A 22718-nucleotide genomic window follows, 5' to 3' on the forward strand; every position below is an offset into this window, starting at 1 on the left:
CGATGGCAAAGCTGACCAAGAAGCAGAAGGCCCTCGAGGGCAAGGTCGACGCGACGAAGCTGCACAGCATCGAAGACGCGCTGAAGACCGTCCGTGAACTCGCTTCGGCGAAGTTCGACGAAACGCTCGAAATCGCGATGAACCTGGGCGTCGATCCGCGTCACGCCGACCAGATGGTCCGCGGCGTCGTCACGCTGCCCGCCGGTACCGGCAAGGACGTCAAGGTCGCGGTCTTCGCGCGCGGCGACAATGCCGAAAAGGCGCTGGCCGCCGGTGCCGACAAGGTCGGTGCCGAAGACCTGATGGAAGACATGCTCGCGGGTAACCTCGACTATGGCCGCGTCATCGCGACGCCGGACATGATGGGCATCGTCGGCCGCCTCGGCAAGACGCTGGGTCCGAAGGGCCTGATGCCGAACCCGAAGCTGGGCACCGTCACCCCGAACGTCGCCGAAGCGGTCAAGGCAGCCAAGGGCGGCCAGATCGAATTCCGCGTCGAAAAGGCCGGGATCATCCACGCGGGCCTCGGCAAGCTGTCGTTCGGCGAAGAAAAGCTCCGCCAGAATTTCGACGCGTTCGTCGACGCGATCGTCAAGGCCAAGCCGGCCGGTGCGAAGGGCAAATATGTCCGCAAGATCGCGCTGTCGTCGTCGATGGGCCCGGGCGTCAAGATCGACACCGCGGACGTCGCCGGCGCCTGATTTTCAGGCAAAGCAATTCAAGGAAAGGGCCGGGGGAAACTCCGGCCCTTTTCTTTTGGGCGGTGGGAAGCAGACGTTGCCGTTAACCGCTTGATGTTCCCCCGCGAAGGCCGGGGTCCAGGGCTTTACAGCACCAACATCAGCGTTCGACACTCCGGACCCCGGCCTTCGCCAGGGAACGCAATATCGACGCTGGACTACTATCTGTTCAGATGCGCCCTTCCGCTCGAAACCCGCTATTCCCGCAAGCCTCGCAATGCCGCCCCCGCCGCGAAGGGGCCGATCACCGTCAGCAGCAGGCTGGCAGCAGCGAGCAGTTTCGTCGCGCCGCGGCCCGATGGATCGAGCATTCCGGCGCCGAAGATCAGCAGCGGCACCGCGAGCGGCAGGACGAGCAGCCCGCCGATCGCATTGCCGCCCTTGAGGTTCGCCGTGAGCGCGGCGCTGAGTACCGCGAGCGAGGCGAGGGCGGGGATGGCGATGGCGAGGCCGGTGGCGATCGTCGCGACGCGCGCCGCGTCCTGCGCGAGCAGCGCCGCGGCGGGTAACAGTGCAATCAGCAACGGCAACCCGAAGCCGATCGCATGGGCGGCGATTTTGACCGCCGCGACGACCTCGTCAGCGACGCCGCGCACCGCAAGCTGATCGAGCACGCCCGCATCCTTATCGGGGCGGATCAGCCGGTCGATCGGCAGTAGCGCCGCGAGCAGCGCCGCGACCCACAGCATGCCGCCCCCCGTGCGCGCGAGCAGCGGCGCGTCGGGGCCCACCGCGAAGGGAAAGGCGGTCGCGACGAGCAGGAAGAAAACGACGGGCAGCCAAAGCGCGCCGCTGCCCCAGGCGCGGCGCAGGTCGCGCCAGAAGAGCGCGAGCAATGCGGTCATGCGCGCGCCCCCATGTCCAGCTCGGCGAGATTCGGGATGTCGAGCGCGAAGTGCGAGGCGAGCAATACCGCGCCGCCGTTCGCGCGATGCGCCGCGATCGCTGCGACGAGCCGCGTCCGGGCGGCGTCGTCCATGCCATTGGCAGGTTCGTCGAGCATCCAGATCGGCGCCGCGCTGCCGATGACGCGTGCCATCGCGGCGCGCTTGCGCTGGCCCGTCGATAGCATCGAAACCGGTACTTCGGCAAGGGCGCCGAGCGCCATCGCCTCCATCGCGCGCTGCGTCATGGGGCCGTCGATGCCGTCGATGCGCGCCCATAAGTCGAGCGCGCGGCGCAGCGGCAGTTCGGCATCGAGCGCCGCGGCTTCGTCGATCAGCGCGCAGCGTTCGTGCCGCGTCACCGTGCCCGCGGCGGCGCGGAGCAGGCCCGCGGCAACGCGGATCAGGCTCGATTTTCCGGCACCGTTGGGGCCACGCAGCCACAGCGCCTCGCCGCGCGCAAGCGCCAGCGACAGGCCTTCGAAGAGCAGCCGGTCGCCGCGGATGCAGGCAATGCGGTCGAGCTTAAGCAACAGCGTCACGCCATGTTTTCCAGCGCGTGCATATCGTCGTCCGAAAAGCCGAAATGATGTCCGATTTCGTGGATCAGGACGTGGCGCACCAGCCAGTCGAGCCGTTCGCCGCCTTCGATCCATTCGACCAGGATCGGGATGCGATAGAGCGTCACCCGGTCGGGCATGCCGCCGCTCATGTCGATGCTGCGCTCGGTCAGCGGCCGGCCTTCGTAGAGGCCGGTCAGATCATAGGGATGTTCGATACCGAGCGACGCGAGCGTTTCGTCGTCGGCAAATTCCTCGATCGCGACGACCACGCCGCGGATGTGCGGCTTGAAAATATCGGGCAGCGCGGCCAGCGCCGCGTCGGCCATCGCGTGAAAGGCATCGGCATCGGGGGCGCCGCCGGTCCAGCCGTCGGGCAATCGGGAAAGGGCGGCCTTGTCGCTCATCGCGCCCTTCCTTATGGCGGGGACACGGTCTTTACCAGCGGGAGAAAGCGGATGGTTCAGAAACTCGACGATGCGGCGCGTGCGGCGCTGCTCGCGCGCTTTCCCGAATGGACGCACGAGCCGCAGCGCGACGCGATTACGCGCCGGTTCCGGTTCGACGATTTCGCGCAGGCTTTCGGCTTCATGGCGAGCGTCGCGATCATCGCCGAAAAGATGGATCACCATCCCGAATGGTCGAACGTCTATAATCGCGTCGATATCCTGTTGACCACGCACGACGCCGACGGGCTGTCCGAGCGCGACGCGCGCCTGGCGGAAGCGATCGAAGCCTTGCTCTGATCCGCCGATGATCCGCTTCGATCAGGCTTATCGCACGCTCGCCGTCGGGATCGCGATTCTGGCGGGCTTCGTCGATGCGATCGGCTTCGTCGAATCGGCGGGCTTTTTCGTGTCGTTCATGACGGGCAATTCGACCCGCCTCGCGGTCGGGGTGGCGGAGGGGCATCGCGCCGCCCTGCTTGCGGGCAGCATCATCGCGATTTTCGTCACCGGCGTCGTCGCCGGATCGTTGATCGGCGCGCGCGCCGGACGGCGGCGTACGCCGGTGGTGCTGCTGTGCGTGACGTTATTGCTGATCGTCGCGGCGCTGCTGCGTGTCGCCGATACCGGCTGGGTCGCCATTCTCGGCCTCGCTTTTGCGATGGGCGTCGTCAATGCGGCGATCGAGGGCAGCGACGGCACTGTGGTCGGCGTTACCTATATGACGGGCACGCTCGTCCAGATGGGGCAGAAGATCGCCAACGCGCTTCGCGGCGAGGGCGACCGGCGGTGGCGTCATCATCTGGGGCTATGGGCGGGGCTGGCGGGCGGTGCCGTCCTCGGTGCGCGCACCGTTCTGTGGTCGGCACCGCTGGCTTACGGGCTCGCGATCGCGCTTGCCGCGGGGCTGGGGGCGCGCGCGATGTGGATGGCGAGACAGGCGCCATAAGGCGGCGCTTGCCTTCCCCGGCCGACCGTTCCAAAAGTCGGCAATAAAGTAACACGCCATATCGTGACACAGGGGAGTGTGCCGCATGTCCGACAGCCTATTTCGCCGCAAGGCGATCGTTCCCGACGCGCATGAACACAAGCTTGCGCGCACGCTCGGCTGGCCGCATCTCGTCGCGCTCGGTGTCGGCGCGATCGTCGGCACCGGTATCTTGACGCTGATCGGCGTCGGCGCCGACAAGGCGGGCCCCGCGGTCATCCTTTCGTTCGTCATCGCCGGACTGATCTGCGCCTGCGCCGCGCTCGCCTATGCCGAAATGGCGACGATGATCCCCGCGTCGGGCAGCGCCTATACCTACAGCTATGTGGTGATCGGCGAACTGATCGCGTGGATCGTCGGATGGAGCCTGATCCTCGAATATTCGCTGGTCGTCAGCGCGGTCGCGGTCGGCTGGTCGGGCTATGCCGCGCCGCTGCTCCACGAATGGGCGCAGGTGCCGCAGGAATTGATGCAAGGCCCCGAACTCGGCGGGATCGTCAACCTGCCGGCGATCGCGATCATCGCGGTGGTCGCAGGCATGCTGCTCTATGGCACGCGCGAAAGTGCGACGGTCAACGCCGTTCTCGTGCTGGTCAAGATCGTCGCGCTTGCGGTGTTCGCGGCGGTCGCGCTGCCCGCCTTCGACGCCGCCAATCTCGAACCCTTCAGCCCGTTCGGCTTTGCCAAGCATATGGGGCCTGACGGCGTCGAGCGCGGTGTAATGGCGGCGGCGGCGATCATCTTTTTTGCCTTCTACGGCTTCGACGCAATCGCGACGGCCGCCGAGGAGGCGAAGAATCCCGACCGCGACCTCAAGATCGGGATCGTCGGATCGATGATCGCCTGCGTCCTGATCTACATCGCCGTCGCGGTCGCCGCGGTCGGCGCAATTTCCTACAGCCGGTTCGCGAACAGCCCCGAGCCGCTGGCGCTGATCCTGCGTGAACTCGGCCAGCCGCTCGCTGCCCATTATCTGGCGATTTCCGCAGTCATCGCGCTGCCGACCGTGATCCTCGCCTTCTTCTATGGTCAAAGCCGTATCTTCTTCACCATGGCGCGCGACGGCCTGCTGCCCGCCAGCCTGGCGAAGCTGTCGGCGCGCGGGACGCCGGTGCGGATCACGATCTTCACCGCCGCAGTCGTCGCGGTGCTGGCGGGTTTCATCCCGCTCGGCGAGCTGGCGGCGCTGGCCAATGCGGGAACGCTGGCGGCCTTTACCGCAGTGTCGGTGTGCATGCTCATCATGCGCCGCCGCGCGCCCGACGCACCGCGGACCTTCCGCGCGCCGATGCCGTGGGTGGTCGGCGGCATCGCGGTGCTGGGGTGCATCTATCTTTTCTTCAGCCTGCCGGCAAAGACGCAGCTGTGGTTCCTCGTCTGGAACATCGGCGGTCTGGCCGTCTATTTCCTTTATGCGCGGGGCCGCGCCGTCGCCGGCTGACCAATAGATCCATGCTGGCATGGAATGGCGGTTGCATCGCGCCGTCAGCCCATGCAGGCTGGAATTTGTTTTGGGGCATTTGATTAGGGGAAAAGGCCGATGGCCGGATGGGGACGTGTTGCTGGTGTAGTTTTACTGATTGGTCCGGTCGGGTCGGCGTTGGCGGGCGAGCAACCGCTCTATCAGCCTGCCCCCGACTGGGCGCTGGCCACGACCTTGCCCGACGCTGCACCGGGCGGTGGGTTGCAGGTGCTGGATATCGAACAGCGTGTCGATGGCGCGACGGTCTGGAACTACACTGACACCGTCATCAAGCTCAACACGCCCGAAGAACTGGCGCAGAACAGCAATGTGACGGTCGGCTGGGCGCCGGACAAGGGCGATCTGATCGTCCACGAACTGTCGATCATCCGCGACGGGCAGGTGATCGACGCGCTGGCGGGCGGCCAGAAGTTTACCGTATTGCGCCGCGAAGAAGCGCTCGAACAGCGCGAGCTGACCGGCATCCTGTCGGCCAATCTGCCCGTCGAGGGACTGCGCGTGGGCGACATGTTGCGGCTGCGCATGTCGATTACCAACAAGGATGACGCGCTGGGCGGCCACGCGCAGCTGGCGGTGCCGCTGATCGCCGAACCCGCGCGCATCGGATCGGGCAGCTACCGCCTGTCCTGGCGCGCCGACGACAAGCTGCAATGGAAATCCTTCGCCAATGGCGTCACGCTGAAGCCGGTGCGCAAGGGCGCCTATTACGAGCTGCCCGTCACCCTGCCGATCGCGAAACAGGCGGAAATGCCGTCGGACGCGCCAATGCGCTTTCGCAGCCCGCCGCTGATCGAGGCATCGACCTTTTCGGGCTGGTCCGACGTGTCGAAGGTGATGGCGCCGCTGTACGCGACGGCCGGCACCATCGCGGACGACAGCCCGCTCGCCGCCGAAGTGGCGGCGATCAAGGCGGCGACGACCGACCCGCTCGAACGCGCCGCCAAAGCCTTGCAAATCGTGCAGGACAAGGTCCGCTATCTGGCGGTGGGCATGGACGGCGGCAATTATGTGCCGCAGACGCCCGCGAAGACATGGGACGTCCGCTATGGCGACTGCAAGGCGAAGACGCTGCTGTTGCTCGCGATGCTGCACGCGATGGACATTGATGCCGAACCGGTGCTTGCGCACGCCCAGCTTGGCGATGCGGTGGCGAGCCGCCTGCCCACGGCGCTGGCCTTCAACCATGTCATCGTCAAGGCGACCATCGGCGGCGAGCCGCTGTGGCTCGACGGGACGGGCCTTGGCACGCGGCTCGCCGATATTCGCGATACGCCGGCCTTCGGCTATGTCCTGCCGGTGCGCGCCGAAGGAGCGGAGCTGGAGAAGATCGCGCTGCGCCGTCCGGCGCGTCCGACGATCGACCTGGCGCTCGATGCCGACGAAAGCACCAGCATCGACCTTCCGTCGGTCATCAAGGTCGACATGGTCGTGCGCGGCCAGCTCGCCAGCCTGCTTACCCTGTCGACCGCGCAGCTCGGTCCCAAGGAGCAGGAGGACATGCTGAACGGCCTGCTGCAGAATTTCGTCGGGCAGGCGCAGTTCGACAAGCTGGAAGCCAAACCCGACGCCGCGGACGGCAGCGTGACGATCACCGCGCGCGGCGTGTTCGGATCGGGGTGGGAGCGCGAGGATAATCACAGCGAGCGCTGGCTATCGCGCGTCGGCAATCTGATCGAATTTTCGCCCGACCGCGCGCGCGCTTCCTGGGCGAATATCCCCGTAGCGACGGGCGCGCCTGACTATGCGCATTATCGTTTGCGCGTCCGGCTGCCCGACGGTGGCCGTGACTACAAGATCGAGGGCGAAGGCGCGCTCGACGCGCGGCTCGCCGGCGTCGATGTCAAGCGCAGCGTGACGATGGCCGACGGCTATGTCGTCGTCGACGAGGTGCTGGCGAGCAGTGGCGTCGAAATCGCGCCGACGGATGTCGCGGACGAGCGCGACCGCGTTGCCACCGTCATCAGCCAGACCCCGCGACTGGTCGCGCCCGAGGATGCGCGGCGGCGCTGGAACCTGAAAGGCGCACCATCGACGTCGCAGCTCGACGCAGTGCGGTCGATTTATGCGGTCAACGCCGCCAAGGCCGATGAGGAAAATGTGTCGGCGCTGATCAGCGAAGCGTCATTCCAGCGCGGCATCGGCGATTACAAGGGGGCGGAGCAGACGCTGACCCGCCAGATCGCGCTGCAGCCGTCGGAGGACGCCTATCTGTCCCGGTCGGGAGTGCGCAAGGAGTTGGGGAATATTGCGGGCGCGCTCGCCGATGCCGAAGAGGCGCGCAAGCTCGACCCCTCGTCGCTGGGCGCGATCGGGGCTGTCGCGATGCTGACCGCGGAAAAGGGCGATGTCGCCGCGGCGACGCGGATGTTCGACGATCGCATCGCGCTCGGCGGCAAATCGAAAAGCGACCTCCGGCTCGCCAAGGCGGCGATGGTCGGGGAATTCGGCGATCCCAAGGCTGCGATCGACGAACTCGATGCGCTCGTTGCGACAAAGCCGGGGTCGCCCGACCTGCTCAACGCACGCTGCTGGGTGAAGGCGTCGCGCGAAGTCGCGGTCGACAGCGCGCTCAAGGACTGCACCTCGGCGATGGAGCTGGCGGACAGCACGGCGCATATTCTGGACAGCCGCGCGCTGGTGTGGCTGCGCCTTGGCCGCAACGACGATGCGCTGCGCGATCTCGACGCGGCGCTGCTGCAGGTGCCGTCGCTCGCATCGAGCCGCTTCCTGCGTGCGATCGTCTACCAGCGGCTGGGCCGCGCCACCGATGCCGCGGCCGATCTTGCGATTGCGCGCCAGCTGTCGCCGTCGACCGAACGCGATTATGCCCGCTTCGGGCTGAAGCCGTAACAACAGCGAAATCGATGCGGGAAATGCATCCGGGGGGCGGGGCCTGAAGGCCGCTCCGCCCCCCGTCTGCGTCGGGGGCAAGTGGGGATGTCCCGGTGGGGGCAGGGGGCATCAGGGACCAGACCGATGCCCCCCACCGCTCCATTGAGCGGAACACTCGGGAACATATCTTACTATACAAGTGCCGTGCCATTTTCGGGCCGTCGCGCAAATCAGCGGGTTACGCTGGTTAGCGATTTCTTACCGCGCGCCCGACTTGTCAAAAATCCCGACACCGGCCGGAAAAATCCCGTTCATCGACCGTTCAGTCAATTGACTACATTTGTAGTCGCATAAATTGTCGCAGCCGAAGGGAGGGGTTCACCGTGGCGGAACGACCAAGCGAATCCGAAATGCAGGTGCTGGCCGCACTGTGGGACGACGCCCCGCAGTCCGCGGCCGATCTGACCGCGCGCGTCGGCCGGGCGAATGGCTGGACGCAGGCAACGGTCAAGACGCTGCTCGCGCGGCTCGTACAGAAAGGCGCCGTTTCGGCGGAGGCCGACGGCCGGCGTTATCTCTATCGTCCGGCGGTTGATCGCGACGCGGCGGTGGGCGACGAGTCGCAGCGTTTCGTTGACCGCCTCTTCGGCGGCCGCGTCAGCCCGCTCATCGCGCATCTCGCCGACCGCGAAGCCTTGACCGACACCGACATCGCCGAGATCGAGGCGCTGCTCCGGAAGCTCAAATCATGAGCGGCGCGACCATCCTCCAGATATGGGGCGACACGCTCGTCACCACCGCTCTGCTCGTCTTCGCGGTGCTGCTGGTGCGCAAGCCTTTCGCGCGCCAGTTCGGTCCGCGCCTGACCTATGCGCTCTGGCTCGTGCCGGCGCTGCGGCTGGTGCTGCCGCCATTGCCCTTGGCCGATCCGGTGGCAGCGCCGGTCGCGGCGAGCGTCCCGGCCGATGTGATGCTGATCGAGGCGACCGACGCGGCGCGGACGATCGGGACGCCGGCGGCGATGCCGCAACCGAGTTGGGGGCTGGCCGACGCGCTGCCGCTGCTGTTCACCCTGTGGATGGCGGGCGCGCTGTTGCTGATCGCGACGGCGATCGTGCGGCATATGCGTTTCCGGCGGCTGGTGCTGGAGCAGGCGGTCGCGCTCGAACCGATCGGATCGATCCGTCTCGTCATGAGCGGCGCCGTCGATGGTCCCGTCGCCTTTGGCCTTTTCAGCCGATATGTGGCGGTGCCCCACGACTTTTTCGCCCGCTACGCCGCCGAAGAGCGCGCGCTAGCGATCGATCATGAACTTGCGCACCATCGCCACGGCGATCTGTGGGCAAACAGCGCCGCGCTGCTGCTGCTCGCCTCGCAATGGTTCAACCCGCTCGCGTGGCGCGCGATCCGGGCGTTTCGTTTCGACCAGGAGGCGGCGTGCGACGCGCGCGTGCTGACGATGGCCGACACCGCCGAACGCCGCGTGCGCACCGCCCATTATGCCGCTGCCATCGCCAAGGCAGCGGTCGGTGCGCGCCTATCACTTGCCGCCCCGATGGCGGTTCACGATAATCTGCAGGAGAGGCTGACCATGTTGACGCAGCAGGATATTTCGAAAAAGCGACGCCTTGCCGGAAAGCTTCTCGTCGGCAGCGCAACGCTGGCCGTGCTCGGCGCGACCGCGACGCTCGTCCCCGCCGGGACCGCCACCGCGCATGTCCAGGACGCCGGCGTGATCGCGCCGCCCGCACCGCCGGCACCGCCCGCCGCGCCCGAAGCGCCCCCGGCCCCTCCCGCACCTCTTGAGCCGGTTGCGGACGGTCCGCACCATATCATGATCGTCACCACCAAGGGCGATGGCGAGAGCGAAACCGTGACGACCTCGGCCGACGGCACGCGGCGCGAAGTGAACCGCGTGGTCGTGCGCCAGATCGTCGATGGCGACGGCAAGGCGGCGCGTGTCGCGCTGGCGCCCGGTACCGGAGAGGGACGGCGGTTCGAGCTTCACTTGCCGGGGAATCTGTCGCGCGAGGACATTCTGGCGACGCTGAAAGAACAGGGCATCAGCGGCGCGCGCGCCGAGGCCATTGCGGACAAGCTGGAAGCCAAGCGCACCGAGCGCTTCCGCACCGCGCTGGCTCCAATGCCGCCGATGCCGCCACTCCCGCCGATGCCTCCGATGGGCGAAGGCGCCTGGCGCTCGAAGGATGGCAAGGCGATGGCGACGGCCACCTGCAAGGACGGGCAGAAATCGGTTCGGCTGTTTTCCAGCGACGAACAGGAACAGGGCGGCCGCAACCGCATGGTGATGATGGTGTGCGGCGATGCCGGGGCGAGCAAGGCCGATCGGGTCGCGGCGCTCAAAAAGGCGCGCGACCGGTTGGCGGCCGACAGCCGTAGCGCGATGTCCGGCGAAATGCGCGCCAAGGTGATCGCCGACATGGATCGCGCCATAGCCGAGGCCGAAAAGGGCCAATAACCGGATCAGCTTTGACGCCGGTCTTTGCTCCCCGGTTGGGATCGGCGGCAGGGGCGGGGAAAGGGAGCGCGGTTCTTCCCCGTTTCCTTTCTCCGCCCCCCCTTTTGCCCTTCTTTCGGCGGGCGCGGGCTTTTCCTTTCGCCCGCGCGATGCCACATGGGAAGGGTGAGCGAAGAAAAACCCTGGCCCGACACGATCCGTGCCGGCGACTGCGAACAGCATGAGCCGCTGGTGCGCCGCGTGCTTGCGCCCAATCCGTCCCCCTATACCTTCACCGGCACCCAGACATGGATCGTCGGTGCCGGGCGCGATGTTGCGATTATCGACCCCGGCCCGACGGGATCGGGGATGAGCATCGGCGATCCGCCCGACGCGAATGGCGCGGGCCATGTCGATGCGATTTTGCGCGCCGTCGAAGGGCAGCGTGTGGCGGCGATCCTCTGCACCCACACGCACCGCGACCACAGCCCCGCGGCAGCGCCGCTGAAAGAGGCGATGGGCGCGCCGATCATCGGCTGCGCACCGCTCGCGCTTTCGGACGATGGCCCGCGCGCCGATTCGGCCTTCGATCCCGATTATGCGCCCGACCGCGTGCTGACCGACGGCGAGCGGATCGCCGGTGATGGCTGGACGATCGAGGCGGTGGCGACACCGGGCCATACGTCGAACCATTTATGCTATGCGCTTGTCGAAAGCGGCGCGCTGTTCACCGGCGACCATGTCATGGCCTGGTCGACGAGCGTCGTCAGCCCGCCCGACGGCGACATGGCCGCCTATATGACGAGCCTTGCCAAGCTCTATGACCGCGACGACCGCGTCTATTATCCGGCGCACGGCCCGGCGGTCGCAAAGCCCAAACAGCTCGTCCGCGGCATGCTGGGGCATCGCAGGCAGCGCGAGCGCCAGATATTGCGGGAACTCGAAAAGGGGCCGCGCGTCGTCCCTGATATGGTGAAGCATATGTACAAGGGGCTCGACCCCCGCCTGACCGGCGCCGCGGGCCGATCGGTGCTCGCCCATCTTCTCGACCTTGAAAGCCGCGGCCGGGTGGCGCGCGACGCGGACTGCTGGCGTCTGGTGGCATGACCAGGGGATCGTTCCGCGTCCTGATCGTCGCGCTGCTGGCGCTCGCCATCTTTCTGGGATGGCGCGCGTGGGACGGGTGGCAGAAGAGCTATGATCCGCAAACCGTGGTCGCGGCGAGCCTGCAGGGGCTTCAGGAGCAGAATGTCCTCGTGCCCTTCACCGCCCGCTATGTCGCGGTCGTGACCTCGACGCAGAGCCGGCTGGGGCTGGAAGCCAAGAAGACGCTGATCATGCCGGGGACGGTGCGGTACGAGGTCGATCTCGCCAAGCTGAAGTCCGCCGATCTCGACTGGGATGCGGCGACCAACGCGCTGACCGTGACCTTGCCGCCACTACGCCTCGCGGGCCCGGAAATCGACATCGACGCGATCAGCGAATATCGCGACGGGCTGATCCTTCTGACGCTCACCGATGCCGAACGGGCGCTCGATGCCGCGAATCGCAAGGCGGGGCAGGCCGAATTGATCAGACAGGCGCGGGGCGACACGCCGATGCGGCTCGCCGAAAATGCCGCCCGGACGGCGATCGAGCAAAGCTTTTCGATGCCGCTCAAAGCCGCGGGGATCGACGCCAAGGTTACGGCGCGCTTCGGGCGCTGAGCCTCACCGAAATTCGGCTTTCGTCCGAGCGGGCTTCACGCTAGCTTCCGCCGCCTGTCCGGCCTGAGGGGGGTATGGCATGGCAACGACCGCAAATCGCGCGCTCGCCGGCGAGCGTTTCTGGCAGCGTATGGCAATCGGCCTCGCGCTTTTCATCTTTGTCGCATTCGCCCAGTTCGCATTTCGCGGGCTGGCCGATCCGGTAGCCGCACCGATTTGGGTGCATCTGCACGCGCTGGCGATGTTCGGCTGGCTCGGGCTTCTCGTAGTCCAGCCTCGCCTGGCGGCGGCGGGCAACCGGACGCTGCACCGCCAGCTTGGCTGGACCGGCGCCGCGCTGGCGACGATCATCGTCGGGCTTGGCATCTTCACCGGCTTTGCCGCGGTGATCCTGCACCGCCAGCCGCCCTTTTTCACCGCACCCTATTTTCTCGCGCTGACCGCAATCGAAGCGATCGCTTTCGGGGTGCTTGTCTATGCTGCGATCCGCCGCCGCCGTGCCACCGACTGGCACCGGCGCCTGATGCTGGGGGCGACGATCATCGTCCTCGAACCGGCGCTTGGGCGCGTCTTGCCGCTACCGCTGATGATCGGCTGGTCCGACATTCCGATCGGCCTCATCGAACTCGCGATCGTCGGCCTGATCGCGCTCCATGACCGCCGCACGATCGGGCGCGTGCACCCGGCGACGATCCGGGTCGCGCTCGCGGTCGTGGTAACCCGCATTGCGGTCTACTCGCTCGCATTGGCACCGCCGGTCGAGGAGCTTGCGCGGCGCCTTGGCGGCGGCTGACCGGCCGCAGCCGACATATGGCGCGGCGGGCGCGTTTGCCCTCGCGCTGACGGCGGTGTAGGGAGCGCCCGACAAGCACCGACAAGGAACCGCCATGACTGCTCCCGTCCGCGAAAATCTCTCCGGCCTCGACCTGCGCGCCGAGATCGATCGTCTGCGCAAGGAGCGCAATGCGGTGATTCTGGCGCATTATTACCAGAAGCCGGAAATTCAGGATCTTGCCGATTTCGTCGGCGATTCGCTCGAGCTTTCGCGCAAGGCGGCCGAGACCGATGCCGATGTCATCGCCTTTTGCGGGGTCAAGTTCATGGCCGAGACCGCGAAAATTCTCAGCCCCGAAAAGATCGTGATCTTGCCCGATCTCAACGCCGGGTGCAGCCTGGAGGACAGCTGCCCGCCCGAACAATTCGCGCGGTTCCGCGCCGCCCATCCCGACCATATCGCGCTGACCTACATCAACTGCTCAGCGGCGGTAAAGGCGCTCAGCGACGTAATCGTGACCTCATCGAGCGCCGAGACGATCATCAGCCAGATCCCGCCCGAACAGAAGATCATCTTCGGTCCCGACCGCCACCTCGGCGGCTATCTGAACCGCAAGTTCGGGCGCGACATGCTGCTCTGGCCCGGCGTGTGCATCGTCCACGAAGCCTTCAGCGAAACCGAGCTGCTGAAGCTGAAGGCGCAGCATCCGGACGCGCCGGTCGCGGCGCACCCCGAATGCCCGCCCTATATCGTCGATCATGCCGATTATGTCGGATCGACCAGCGGCATCCTGCAATTCGCCAAGACCTTCGACGGCGATACGCTGATCGTCGCGACCGAACCGCATATCATCCACCAGATGCAGCTCGCGCTGCCCGAGAAGAATTTCATCGGTGCGCCGGGTGCGGACGGCAACTGCAACTGTAACATCTGCCCCTATATGGCGCTCAACACGATGGAAAAGCTCTACATCGCGCTGCGCGACCTGAAGCCGCAGATCGAACTCGACGAGGACCTGCGCCTTGCCGCGCGCAAGAGCCTCGACAGGATGCTCGAAATGGCGTCGGGAACCGTCGGCAAGGGCGATCTGGGCGCCCGCTGAGTCGCGAGTCGTCGTCGCGCGGGGCGAGTCGGATCGGCGAGTCGTCGGTCAAACCGCCTCTGGGCGAATCCGAAAATGCTGCAGCGCTGTTACAAAAATGCTGCACCGAATCCGCTTGTTGCTAATGCCGGACTTATCCACAGAAGGCGGAGTGTACTGCGCGCGAAAGCGCGTTTTTTATTTGGCGCTCCGTGGCCTTCATGTCAGCTTCAAATCATCGGACGACAGAGACGTCGGACCGCCGGGACACGAAGGGTGGTTGCAAGACTAGCCAGAAGAGAACGGGCCGGTTGACGAGGAAATTGACCGATAGCTCGATCACGGAACGCCGCGATTCCCACGAGTTGAGGCGAACCCGATCGGGTACGGGAAAGCAGACCGTCGCTTGGACGGCGACCGCTTCGGCGGACGCGCAGACCGGATGACGAAGGGCTTTCCGGGTGAGGCCGGCCCCCGAAAGGGGGCCGACCGAACCATCGCCGGATCGAGCCGGCGCGCGCCGCGACGCATCGTTTGGCGGGCTGCTGGTCGCCAGGCCAGCGGTTCGGGATGAAGCGGAACGGACGCGCAACGATCGAAACCGGATAGTGGGGGTTGGCAGCGATGTCGGCCCCCATTTCGTTTGCGCGGTGCGCATTTCGCTGCCGCTGCCTGCCTTCGGCACTTTTTTTGGCGCCTGTGATGTCTGTCACAACCGCGGCGCACCAATCCCCCTAAATCCCGTCCTGCGACCCGGAGCAGTTCCCCGACCGGAACTGATCCCACTGTCCCGGCCGTGACCTTTCGGGGAAGCGGCCGGGAACTTTTCGCCCTCCATCGACATTATGATCGCATCGTTGAAGCGATGTCGCACCGCGACCGGCCGAGCGTCGGAACGGGTGCCGCATCGATGTTCGACTGTGTCCAAGGAGGAGATTGCAACATGATCGGCATTATCATCTGGCTCGTTGTCGGCGGTGTGGTCGGCTGGCTCGCCAGCATCGTCATGCGCACCGACGCGCAGCAGGGCATCCTGCTCAATATCGTTGTCGGCATCATCGGCGCCTTCATCGGCGGCTTGCTGATCGGCGGCGGTTCGATCAACAACGCGATTACGCTGTACAGCTTCCTCGTGTCGCTGCTGGGTGCGATCATCCTGCTGGCGATCGTGAATCTGGTGCGCCGCGGCAGCGTCCGCTGACGTCCGATGGCGGCGTCCTTCGGGTCGCCGCCAATTCGTTAGGCAATCGGGGCCGTTCGCGTTATCAAGCACATACCCGCAGACAGGCGGGCAACAATGATCGTAGGGGGTCAATGTCATGATCGATTTCATCATCGCTATCGTCGTGGGCGGCATCATCGGCTGGCTTGCCAGCATCGTAATGCGTACCGACGCACAACAAGGCATTTTCCTGAATATCATCGTCGGCTGCATCGGCTCTATTCTGGGTCGGTTTCTGCTCGGCGGTCTGATCGGCGGCGGCCATTTGCGTGGTGACGCGTTCGATCCGAAGACGTTGCTGACGGCCTTTCTGGGCGCCGTGATCCTGCTTGCCATCGTCAATCTGGTCCGGCGGGGCAGGGTGCGCTGAAGCGCTGAAACCGACATAGCTCCAAAACGGAGCGAAGGCTCGAAAAAGGGTGGTCTGCGGCAGCAGGCCGCCCTTTTTCATGGGCATAAACGCTGGAAAAGACGGATGATTTCGCCTAGTCGCGCGCAGCTGTGTGCGGGGTGTGCACGGGCTCAATCGCCTCTTGTATGTGGTGATGTAATAGGGTAATACACCTTCGACATATTTGTCCTACCGTTCGGAAGAGGGGGCGGTCGTCGTTGACGGCTGCGGCACACGTCGGCGCGGAGGGATGGGGAGTTCGATGTGAACTACGAGCGGAAAGTGGATTCGATGGATAGCCTGGCGGGTTCGACCCAAAGCTTTTACGAAGAGGCGGACAATCGCCGCAAGCGTACGATCCTGATCGTCGCGCTGGTGTTGACCGCGATCGTGCTTGCCGTCGCCTGGTTTGCGTTCGGTTCGGGCAAGGCCGGCGACGGCGCGGCCTCGGGCGGCGCCGCGGGCGCCGCTGCGGGCGCCAGCACGCCGACCGTGACGGTGATGATCCCGGGCCGCCAGTCGGTCGAAGCGGTCATCGCCGCCAATGGCACCATCGCCGCACGGCGCGAGATGCCGGTCGGTATCGCGGGCGAGGGCGGCCAGGTCGTCAGGGTTCTGGTCGAACCCGGTCAGTGGGTCGGCGCGGGCCAGACGCTCGCGGTGATCGACCGCTCGGTGCAGGCGCAGCAGGCCGCAAGCCTTTCCGCATCGATCCGCGTCGCCAGGGCGGACGCCGATCTGGCGCAATCCGAACTCGATCGCGCCGAAGCGCTGGTCGGACGCGGCTTCATTTCGAAAGCGGACCTCGACCGCAAGCGCGCGACGCGCGATTCTGCGAACGCGCGGGTTCGCGTTGCCGAAGCGCAGTATAAGGAAGCCGTTGCGCGCAACGGCCGTCTGAACATCGTCGCGCCTGCGGCGGGTCTGGTGCTTACGCGTCAGGTCGAACCGGGCCAGGTCGTCGGCGCCGGCAGCGGCGTGCTGTTCCGCATGGCCAAGGCCGGCGAAATGGAAATGCTCGCGCAACTGGCCGAGGGCGATCTCCAGCGCGTCCGCACCGGAACACGCGCGACCGTAACCCCGGTCGGCACCAACCTGCAGATCGCCGGACAGGTGTGGCAGGTGTCGCCGGTCGTCAATCCCGACACGCGGCAGGGCACCGTGCGCATTGCCGTCCCTTACAGCGATGCACTGCGTCCCGGCGGCTTCGCCGACGCTCGCCTGGTCTCGGGTTCGGCCGAGGCGCCTCTGCTTCCCGAAAGCGCGGTGCAGAGCGGTCCCGAGGGCAATTATGTCCTGATCGTCGGCAAGGACGACAAGATCGAACGGCGTCCGGTCAAGGTCGGCACCGTCACCGATGGCGGCGTGTCGATCGCGTCGGGTCTGACCGGCAACGAAAAGGTCGTCGTGCTGGCGGGCGCCTTCCTCAACGTCGGCGACAAGGTGAAGCCGACGATCCAGAAATCGCCGCAATAAGCCTTTCCCCGGACCGACTGCGCACAAGGGCGTTTGAATCATGAGCTTTCGCAACATCTCCGCCTGGTGCATCCGCAATCCGGTGCCGCCGATCGTCCTGTTCGCGCTGCTGTTGCTGGCGGGGATCGTCAGCTTCAACCGGATGGACGTCAACGACAATCCCGATATCGAATTCCCGGCGGTGCAGGTCATCGTCGCGCAGCCGGGCGCTGCGCCAGCGGAACTCGAAACGCAGGTGACGCAGCGCGTCGAAGCTGCGGTGCGCAGCGTCAGCGGCGTCGACGAATTGTCCTCCTATGTCAGCGAAGGCAGCAGCCGTACGATGGTGCAATTTGCGATCGGGACACCGATCGATCGCGCCTATAATGACGTCAATCAGGCGATTTCCCAAATCCGCAGCAATCTGCCCGACGGGATTCTCGAGCCGCAGGTGATCCGTGTCGATATCGCCGGCGGCCCGATCACCTATTTCTCGGTCGAAGCGACCGACATGACGCTCGAACAATTGTCGTGGTTCGTCGACAATACGGTCGCAAAAGAGCTGCTGTCGGTGCCGGGTATGAGCCAGGTGCGCCGTTCGGGCGGGGTCGACCGCGAAATCCGCGTGATCCTCGATCCCGCGCGGATGCAGAGCTATGGCCTGACCGCGAGCCAGGTGAACCAGCAGCTCCGTCAGGTCAATCTGAACGCGGCGGGCGGGCGCACCGAAATTGCCGGGTCGGAACAGGCGGTCCGCGTCCTCGGCAACGCGCAGAATGCATTCCAGCTCGGCGAAACGCGCATTTCGATCGGCAACGGCCGGACGATCCAGCTTTCCGACGTGGCCAAGGTGACCGACGGTTATGCCGAACAGCGTAATCTGGCGAAGATCAACGGCCGTCAGGTGCTGTCCTTCTCGATCGAAAAGGCGAAGGGCTCGTCCGACGTCAGCGTCCATGACGAGGCGATGAAAAAGCTGGCGGAGATCGAGAAGAACAACCCCAAGGTGAAGTTCAAGATCCTCTTCACCCGCACCGAATATACGAAGGAACAATATCGCAGCTCGATGGCCGCGATGATCGAAGGCGCGGTGCTCGCCGTCGTCGTCGTCTTCCTGTTCCTGCGCGACTGGCGCGCCACGATGATCAGCGCGATGGCGATCCCGCTGTCGGCCATTCCGACTTTCTGGTTCATGGATCTGATGGGCTTTTCGCTCAACAGCCTGTCGCTGCTGGCGCTCAGCCTTGTCGCCGGGGTACTGGTCGACGACGCGATCGTCGAGATCGAAAATATCGTCCGACATATGCGTATGGGCAAGACGGCCTATCAGGCTTCGATCGACGCCGCCGACGAAATCGGGCTCGCGGTTGTGGCGACGACGATGTCGATCGTCGCGGTCTTCCTGCCCGTCGCGCTGATGCCCGGCATCTCGGGCCAGTTCTTCATCCAGTTCGGGATGACCGTGGTGTTCGCGGTGCTGATGAGCCTTGCCGTCGCGCGTATGATAACGCCGATGATCGCGGCCTATTTCCTGGCCGCGCATGGCGAACAGGCGCACGCCGAAGGGCCGTGGATCGATCGTTACGAGCGCGTGCTGCGCTGGACGCTCGACAATGGCAAGCATCACGCGGTGCGCGCCCGCTACGAAGCGGTTCCGACCCGGCTCGCCTTCCTCGCTGTTCCCCTGATCCTGTCGGGCATCTTCGTCCTCTATTCGGCCTACGCCTATTTCCAGCCGGTGCCGGTCGGTCAGGATGCGCCGAATACGGCGCTGTATTTCCTGCTGCGCACGCCGGCGCTGACCGTGATCGTCTTCCTTGCGACCAGCTTGCTTGCGATCTTGCTCGGTGCGCTCGCCTGGATTGTCGGTATGCGCCAATGGGCCTTTACCGGCTGGGCCAAGTTCATGCTGCAGCGCGCCTGGGCACGGCTGTTCGATCACCGCGTGTGGATCGTCGGCATCGGCGCCGCGGCCTTCGTGCTGAGCATCGTCCTGTTCGCCACGCTGCCGCAGCAGTTCCAGCCGACGATCAACAGCGATTACAGCCAGATCAAATATGAGCTGCCGCCGGGATCGACGCTGGCGCAGAGCGAGCATATCGCGAACCAGGTTTCGTCGATCCTCAGCGCAAGCCCCGCCGTCGATACGGCCTTTTTCGACGTCAATGTCGGCGGCGGCAATGCCTTCCTGACGCTCAAGAAGGACCGCGATATCAGCAGCGTCGAATGGGAACGCAGCCTGCAGCCGAAGTTGACGGCGATTCCCGATGCGCGCGTGTCGTTCCAGAGCCAGTCGGGCGGCTTTTCGGGCCGCGACATCACGATGGTGATCGGCGGCGACGATCCGGTCGCGCTGGAAAAGCACGCGCTCAAGATCGTCGACGAAATGAGCAAGCTCAAGGAACTGCGCGCGCCGCGGATCGAGGGCGACATTCCGCGGCCCGAGATCATCGTCAATCCGCGCATGGATCTGGCCGCCGAACTCGGCGTGACCACCGCGGCGCTCAGCCAGACGATCCGCATCGCGACGCTGGGTGATATCGATCAGAATGCGGCGAAATTCTCCCTGTCCGATCGCCAGATACCGATCCGCGTGCTGCTGTCAGAAGATTCGCGCCGCAGCCTCGCGACGATCGAGAATCTGCCGGTGCCGACCTCGCGCGGGACGACCGTGCCGCTGAAATCGGTGGCAGAAATCGGCTTCGGCGCCGGTCCGACCGAATTGCGTCGCTACAATCAGACGCGGCGTATCGTCATCGGGGCGGATCTTGCGCCCGGCCTTGTCACGGGCAATGCGCAGCAAAAGATCGATGCGCTGCCCGCGGTCAAGAATATGCCGCAGGGCATCCGCAAGGTCATCCAGGGCGACCAGAAGTGGCAGGCCGAGCTGATCAAGAACTTCCTGATCGCGGTCGTGTCGGGCCTGATGCTCGTATTCTCGACGCTCGTGCTGCTCTATCGCCGCTTCCTGTCGCCGCTGGTCAACATGTCGTCGCTGCTGCTGGCACCGCTCGGCGGGTTGCTCGGCCTGCTCGTGACCGGGATGCCGATCTCGATGCCCGTCTATATCGGCCTGCTGATGCTGCTGGGGATCGTCGCCAAAAACTCGATCCTGCTCGTCGATTTCGCGATCGAGGAAATGGACAAGGGGATCGGCAAGGTCGAGGCCCTCGTCGATGCAGGGCGCAAGCGCGCGCAGCCGATCATCATGACGACCGTCGCGATGGTCGCGGGCATGGTGCCGACGGCGCTGTCGCTGTCGGGTGACGGTGCATGGCGCGCGCCGATGGGCGTGGTCGTCATCGGCGGCCTGATCCTGTCGACGATGCTGACGCTGCTGATCGTGCCCGCAGGCTTCAGCCTGGCCGACAGCATCGAAAAGCGCCTTGGCCGCTTCTTCTCGAGCAATCTGCTCACCTACAAGAAGGGCGACGATACGCGGCCGCACGGCGATGCCGCGCCGCAGCCGGCCGAGTAACCGGACGCGACCGGCGACCGCGCGCGCGGTCCGCCGGTTGCAACCTTTGGCGGGCTGCCCCATTTGAACGGCATGACCAGCGTATCGCCCCCGACCGAAAGCAGGCGCGCCCACCCCGCCGGAGTGGGCGTCGCCGTTCCGACCGGCGGCATCAACGTCCGCATTGTGGCAACCGGACTGCTGCTCTTCATGGCCGCGGTCTTCGTGACCGCAAAATATTATCAGGATGTGCATCCCGCCGTCGGCTTCGTCCGCGCCTTTGCCGAAGCGGCGATGGTCGGCGGGCTGGCCGACTGGTTTGCCGTGACCGCGCTGTTCCGTCACCCGATGGGGCTGCCGATCCCGCACACGGCGATCGTGCCGCGTAACAAGAATCGCATCGGCGACACGCTGGCGCGCTTTCTGCTCACCAATTTCCTGTTGCCGCGCCTGATCGCGCGCAAGATGCAGACGGTCGATGTTGCGGGCGCAGTCGGCAAATTCCTCTCGCAGCCTGCCGAGGGCGGCGGGCGGCTGAGGCTCGGCGCGTCGCGGATCATCGCCGACGGGCTCGGCGCGCTCGATCAGCAGCGGCTCGGCGGCATGGTCAAATCGGCGATCGCGGACCGGCTGCGCGAACTCGATGTCGCGCCGCTGCTCGGGCAGGCGCTGCAGGCGGCGCTGGCCGAGGGGCGGCATCAACCGTTGCTCGATGCGATGGTCAAATGGGGGTCGAAGACGCTCGACCTCAACGAGCATCTGATCCACCAGATGGTCCACGACAATTCGGGGGCCATCGTCCGCTTCACCGGCCTCGACGAGAGCATTTCGAACCGCATCGTCGCCGGCCTGTCGAAGCTGCTCAGCGAAATGGCGGTCGACGAAACCCATCCGATCCGCATCCGCGTCGAAGAGGGGCTCGCAAAGCTGGCGCTCGATCTGCAGCATGACCCGGAAATGCAGGAAAAGGTTGCGCGGGTGCGCGACGAACTGCTCGACAACCCGGCGGTCAAGCGCTGGCTCGACGGATTGTGGGAACAGGGGCGGGGCGCCTTGCTGCGCGCGGCGCGCGATCCAGAGACGATGCTCGCGGGCCGGATCGGCGAGCTGGTGACGCAGTTCGGCGCGATGCTGGGCGAGGACCAGGCGATCAAACGCACGCTCAACCGCTACGCCCGCCGCGCCGTCGTCGGCGCGGTCGACAGCTATGGCGAGACGGCGCTGAAGCTGGTGTCGGACACGATCCGCGGCTGGGACGCGAAAACGATCACCGACCGGCTGGAAAATGCGGTCGGCGACGATCTGCAATATATCCGCATCAACGGCACGCTGGTCGGCGGACTGGTGGGCGTTTTGATCCACACAATCGATATCTGGATTTGACCGTCGCCCCGTGGAGGGTGGAGCCGCTGGCCTAAAGACAGGCCGCCAGTCCCTCGCGAAAACTCGGGTAGCGCGGAATCCACCCCAGCAGTCGTTTCGCCTTGCCGTTCGCAACGCGGCGATTCTCGGCATAGAAGGCGCGCGCGGCGGGCGACAGGCCGGCGGCGTCGAGCGATTGCAGCGGCGGCAGCGACGCCCCCAGTAGCGCGCAGCCCCATTCGACGAGGCGGTTCTGGTGGCACGGCGCCTCGTCGGCAAGATTGTAGACGCCCGCCGGGCCGCGGAAGGCGGCGATCACGCAGCCTGCGATATCGTCGACATGGACGCGGCTGAAAACCTGGTCGTGCAGATCGATCCGGTGCGCACGGCCTTCGCGGATACGATCGAGGATGCTGCGGCCGGGACCATAGATGCCCGGCAGCCGAAAGACGCACATGTCGCCGCGCAGTGCGGCCCACGCCGCATCGGCGGCGTTGCGGTCGGGACGGCGGCCCTTCACCGGTCCGCTTTCGTCGACCCACGCGCCGCCGGTATCGCCATAAACGCCTGTCGAGGAAAGATATCCGGTCCACCCCGCCGGCGCGAGCGCCACCGCCTCGCCATAGCGGGCGAGCACTGGGTCGGTGCCGTCCGCCGGGGGCACCGACGACAGGATATGCGTCGCCGATCGCAGCGCGCCCAGCACCGCGGCCTCGTCGGCGAAGGCGATGCTGTCGCCGCGTCCGTCGCGCGTCGTCCCGCTCACCTCCCACCCGCGCGCGCGCAACCGGTCGGCGATATGGCCCGCCGCATAGCCCATTCCGAAAATCAGCATATGTCCCATCGCCGCCCTTATTGCGCGGCGCGCGGCGCAAGCC

20 protein-coding genes are annotated in these 22718 nt (G+C 65.9%); 16 read left to right on the forward strand and 4 right to left on the reverse strand.

The window, feature by feature from the left end; genetic code table 11:
• Positions 1 to 2: 2 nt before the first annotated feature.
• Positions 3 to 701, forward strand: coding sequence for a 50S ribosomal protein L1 (gene rplA / locus MU856_RS02395; RefSeq protein WP_003049148.1), 699 nt, complete (start codon positions 3 to 5; stop codon positions 699 to 701).
• Between the two features lie 236 nt (positions 702 to 937).
• Here rplA and MU856_RS02400 read toward each other — a convergent pair whose 3' ends face one another.
• Genes MU856_RS02400 through MU856_RS02410 form a run of 3 tightly spaced genes read right to left on the reverse strand, consistent with a single transcriptional unit; the run spans position 938 to position 2591 of the window.
• Entirely contained in the window at positions 938 to 1585 is a 648-nt protein-coding gene (locus MU856_RS02400; protein ID WP_062901990.1) for a heme exporter protein CcmB, read from the reverse strand.
• Positions 1582 to 2166, reverse strand: coding sequence for a heme ABC exporter ATP-binding protein CcmA (gene ccmA / locus MU856_RS02405; RefSeq protein WP_062901991.1), 585 nt, complete (start codon positions 2164 to 2166; stop codon positions 1582 to 1584). Before ccmA ends, MU856_RS02400 begins: the two co-directional genes overlap by 4 nt.
• Positions 2163 to 2591, reverse strand: coding sequence for a metallopeptidase family protein (locus tag MU856_RS02410; protein ID WP_062901992.1), 429 nt, complete (start codon positions 2589 to 2591; stop codon positions 2163 to 2165). Before MU856_RS02410 ends, ccmA begins: the two co-directional genes overlap by 4 nt.
• A 51-nt stretch (positions 2592 to 2642) precedes the next feature.
• On the opposite strand from MU856_RS02410, the gene MU856_RS02415 reads away from it, so the two are divergent.
• The 15 genes from MU856_RS02415 (at position 2643) to MU856_RS02485 (ending at position 21861) form a co-directional block, all read left to right on the forward strand.
• A complete protein-coding gene (locus MU856_RS02415) occupies positions 2643 to 2930 on the forward strand; it encodes a 4a-hydroxytetrahydrobiopterin dehydratase (RefSeq protein ID WP_062901993.1) in 288 nt (95 codons plus the stop codon).
• 7 nt (positions 2931 to 2937) lie between these two features.
• Positions 2938 to 3579, forward strand: coding sequence for a YoaK family protein (locus tag MU856_RS02420; RefSeq protein ID WP_062901994.1), 642 nt, complete (start codon positions 2938 to 2940; stop codon positions 3577 to 3579).
• Between the two features lie 85 nt (positions 3580 to 3664).
• Complete coding sequence (locus MU856_RS02425; protein ID WP_062901995.1) at positions 3665 to 5059, forward strand: amino acid permease; 1395 nt, start codon at positions 3665 to 3667, stop codon at positions 5057 to 5059.
• A gap of 99 nt (positions 5060 to 5158) precedes the next feature.
• Positions 5159 to 7951: a DUF3857 domain-containing protein gene (locus MU856_RS02430; protein WP_062901996.1), complete on the forward strand. Its 2793-nt coding sequence runs from the start codon at positions 5159 to 5161 to the stop codon at positions 7949 to 7951.
• Positions 7952 to 8316: 365 nt separating this feature from the next.
• Positions 8317 to 8685: a BlaI/MecI/CopY family transcriptional regulator gene (locus MU856_RS02435; protein ID WP_062901997.1), complete on the forward strand. Its 369-nt coding sequence runs from the start codon at positions 8317 to 8319 to the stop codon at positions 8683 to 8685.
• Positions 8682 to 10412: a M56 family metallopeptidase gene (locus MU856_RS02440; RefSeq protein WP_263588285.1), complete on the forward strand. Its 1731-nt coding sequence runs from the start codon at positions 8682 to 8684 to the stop codon at positions 10410 to 10412. The genes MU856_RS02435 and MU856_RS02440 overlap by 4 nt, the downstream gene beginning before the upstream one ends.
• 156 nt (positions 10413 to 10568) lie before the next feature.
• The gene (locus MU856_RS02445; protein WP_234179419.1) at positions 10569 to 11498 is read left to right on the forward strand and encodes an MBL fold metallo-hydrolase; all 930 of its coding nucleotides are present in this window, start codon (positions 10569 to 10571) and stop codon (positions 11496 to 11498) included.
• Positions 11495 to 12097, forward strand: coding sequence for a DUF4230 domain-containing protein (locus MU856_RS02450; RefSeq protein WP_062902000.1), 603 nt, complete (start codon positions 11495 to 11497; stop codon positions 12095 to 12097). Before MU856_RS02445 ends, MU856_RS02450 begins: the two co-directional genes overlap by 4 nt.
• 79 nt (positions 12098 to 12176) lie before the next feature.
• Positions 12177 to 12890 (forward strand): adenylate cyclase, encoded by a 714-nt coding sequence (locus MU856_RS02455; protein WP_263588286.1) that lies wholly within the window; start codon positions 12177 to 12179, stop codon positions 12888 to 12890.
• A 94-nt stretch (positions 12891 to 12984) separates the two neighbouring features.
• Positions 12985 to 13974, forward strand: coding sequence for a quinolinate synthase NadA (gene nadA / locus MU856_RS02460; protein WP_263588287.1), 990 nt, complete (start codon positions 12985 to 12987; stop codon positions 13972 to 13974).
• A 925-nt stretch (positions 13975 to 14899) separates the two neighbouring features.
• Complete coding sequence (locus MU856_RS02465) at positions 14900 to 15154, forward strand: GlsB/YeaQ/YmgE family stress response membrane protein (protein WP_058812925.1); 255 nt, start codon at positions 14900 to 14902, stop codon at positions 15152 to 15154.
• Between the two features lie 118 nt (positions 15155 to 15272).
• Positions 15273 to 15545 carry a GlsB/YeaQ/YmgE family stress response membrane protein gene (locus MU856_RS02470; protein WP_058812897.1) on the forward strand — a complete coding sequence of 91 codons (273 nt, stop codon included), beginning with the start codon at positions 15273 to 15275 and terminating at the stop codon, positions 15543 to 15545.
• A 312-nt stretch (positions 15546 to 15857) separates the two neighbouring features.
• Positions 15858 to 17042 (forward strand): efflux RND transporter periplasmic adaptor subunit, encoded by a 1185-nt coding sequence (locus MU856_RS02475; protein WP_062902003.1) that lies wholly within the window; start codon positions 15858 to 15860, stop codon positions 17040 to 17042.
• Positions 17043 to 17082: 40 nt separating this feature from the next.
• Complete coding sequence (locus tag MU856_RS02480; RefSeq protein WP_263588288.1) at positions 17083 to 20499, forward strand: efflux RND transporter permease subunit; 3417 nt, start codon at positions 17083 to 17085, stop codon at positions 20497 to 20499.
• Between the two features lie 72 nt (positions 20500 to 20571).
• The gene (locus MU856_RS02485) at positions 20572 to 21861 is read left to right on the forward strand and encodes a DUF445 domain-containing protein (RefSeq protein WP_255265884.1); all 1290 of its coding nucleotides are present in this window, start codon (positions 20572 to 20574) and stop codon (positions 21859 to 21861) included.
• Positions 21862 to 21892: 31 nt separating this feature from the next.
• On the opposite strand, the gene MU856_RS02490 is transcribed toward MU856_RS02485, so the two are convergent.
• Positions 21893 to 22684 (reverse strand): SDR family NAD(P)-dependent oxidoreductase, encoded by a 792-nt coding sequence (locus MU856_RS02490; RefSeq protein ID WP_263588289.1) that lies wholly within the window; start codon positions 22682 to 22684, stop codon positions 21893 to 21895.
• Positions 22685 to 22718 lie beyond the last annotated feature (34 nt).

This window comes from Sphingopyxis sp. GC21 (assembly GCF_025727575.1).
GTDB lineage: Bacteria > Pseudomonadota > Alphaproteobacteria > Sphingomonadales > Sphingomonadaceae > Sphingopyxis > Sphingopyxis terrae_A.

What these genes read in the sequence shown, in the direction of transcription:
- rplA (WP_003049148.1), top strand. Translation starts at nt 3, where the DNA reads ATGGCAAAGCTGACCAAGAAGCAGAAGGCCCTCGAGGGCAAGGTCGAC.
- MU856_RS02400 (WP_062901990.1), bottom strand. Translation starts at nt 1,585, where the DNA reads ATGACCGCATTGCTCGCGCTCTTCTGGCGCGACCTGCGCCGCGCCTGG.
- MU856_RS02410 (WP_062901992.1), bottom strand. Translation starts at nt 2,591, where the DNA reads ATGAGCGACAAGGCCGCCCTTTCCCGATTGCCCGACGGCTGGACCGGC.
- MU856_RS02415 (WP_062901993.1), top strand. Translation starts at nt 2,643, where the DNA reads ATGGTTCAGAAACTCGACGATGCGGCGCGTGCGGCGCTGCTCGCGCGC.
- MU856_RS02420 (WP_062901994.1), top strand. Translation starts at nt 2,938, where the DNA reads ATGATCCGCTTCGATCAGGCTTATCGCACGCTCGCCGTCGGGATCGCG.
- MU856_RS02425 (WP_062901995.1), top strand. Translation starts at nt 3,665, where the DNA reads ATGTCCGACAGCCTATTTCGCCGCAAGGCGATCGTTCCCGACGCGCAT.
- MU856_RS02430 (WP_062901996.1), top strand. Translation starts at nt 5,159, where the DNA reads ATGGCCGGATGGGGACGTGTTGCTGGTGTAGTTTTACTGATTGGTCCG.
- MU856_RS02440 (WP_263588285.1), top strand. Translation starts at nt 8,682, where the DNA reads ATGAGCGGCGCGACCATCCTCCAGATATGGGGCGACACGCTCGTCACC.
- MU856_RS02445 (WP_234179419.1), top strand. Translation starts at nt 10,569, where the DNA reads ATGGGAAGGGTGAGCGAAGAAAAACCCTGGCCCGACACGATCCGTGCC.
- MU856_RS02450 (WP_062902000.1), top strand. Translation starts at nt 11,495, where the DNA reads ATGACCAGGGGATCGTTCCGCGTCCTGATCGTCGCGCTGCTGGCGCTC.
- MU856_RS02455 (WP_263588286.1), top strand. Translation starts at nt 12,177, where the DNA reads ATGGCAACGACCGCAAATCGCGCGCTCGCCGGCGAGCGTTTCTGGCAG.
- nadA (WP_263588287.1), top strand. Translation starts at nt 12,985, where the DNA reads ATGACTGCTCCCGTCCGCGAAAATCTCTCCGGCCTCGACCTGCGCGCC.
- MU856_RS02470 (WP_058812897.1), top strand. Translation starts at nt 15,273, where the DNA reads ATGATCGATTTCATCATCGCTATCGTCGTGGGCGGCATCATCGGCTGG.
- MU856_RS02475 (WP_062902003.1), top strand. Translation starts at nt 15,858, where the DNA reads ATGGATAGCCTGGCGGGTTCGACCCAAAGCTTTTACGAAGAGGCGGAC.
- MU856_RS02480 (WP_263588288.1), top strand. Translation starts at nt 17,083, where the DNA reads ATGAGCTTTCGCAACATCTCCGCCTGGTGCATCCGCAATCCGGTGCCG.
- MU856_RS02485 (WP_255265884.1), top strand. Translation starts at nt 20,572, where the DNA reads ATGACCAGCGTATCGCCCCCGACCGAAAGCAGGCGCGCCCACCCCGCC.
- MU856_RS02490 (WP_263588289.1), bottom strand. Translation starts at nt 22,684, where the DNA reads ATGGGACATATGCTGATTTTCGGAATGGGCTATGCGGCGGGCCATATC.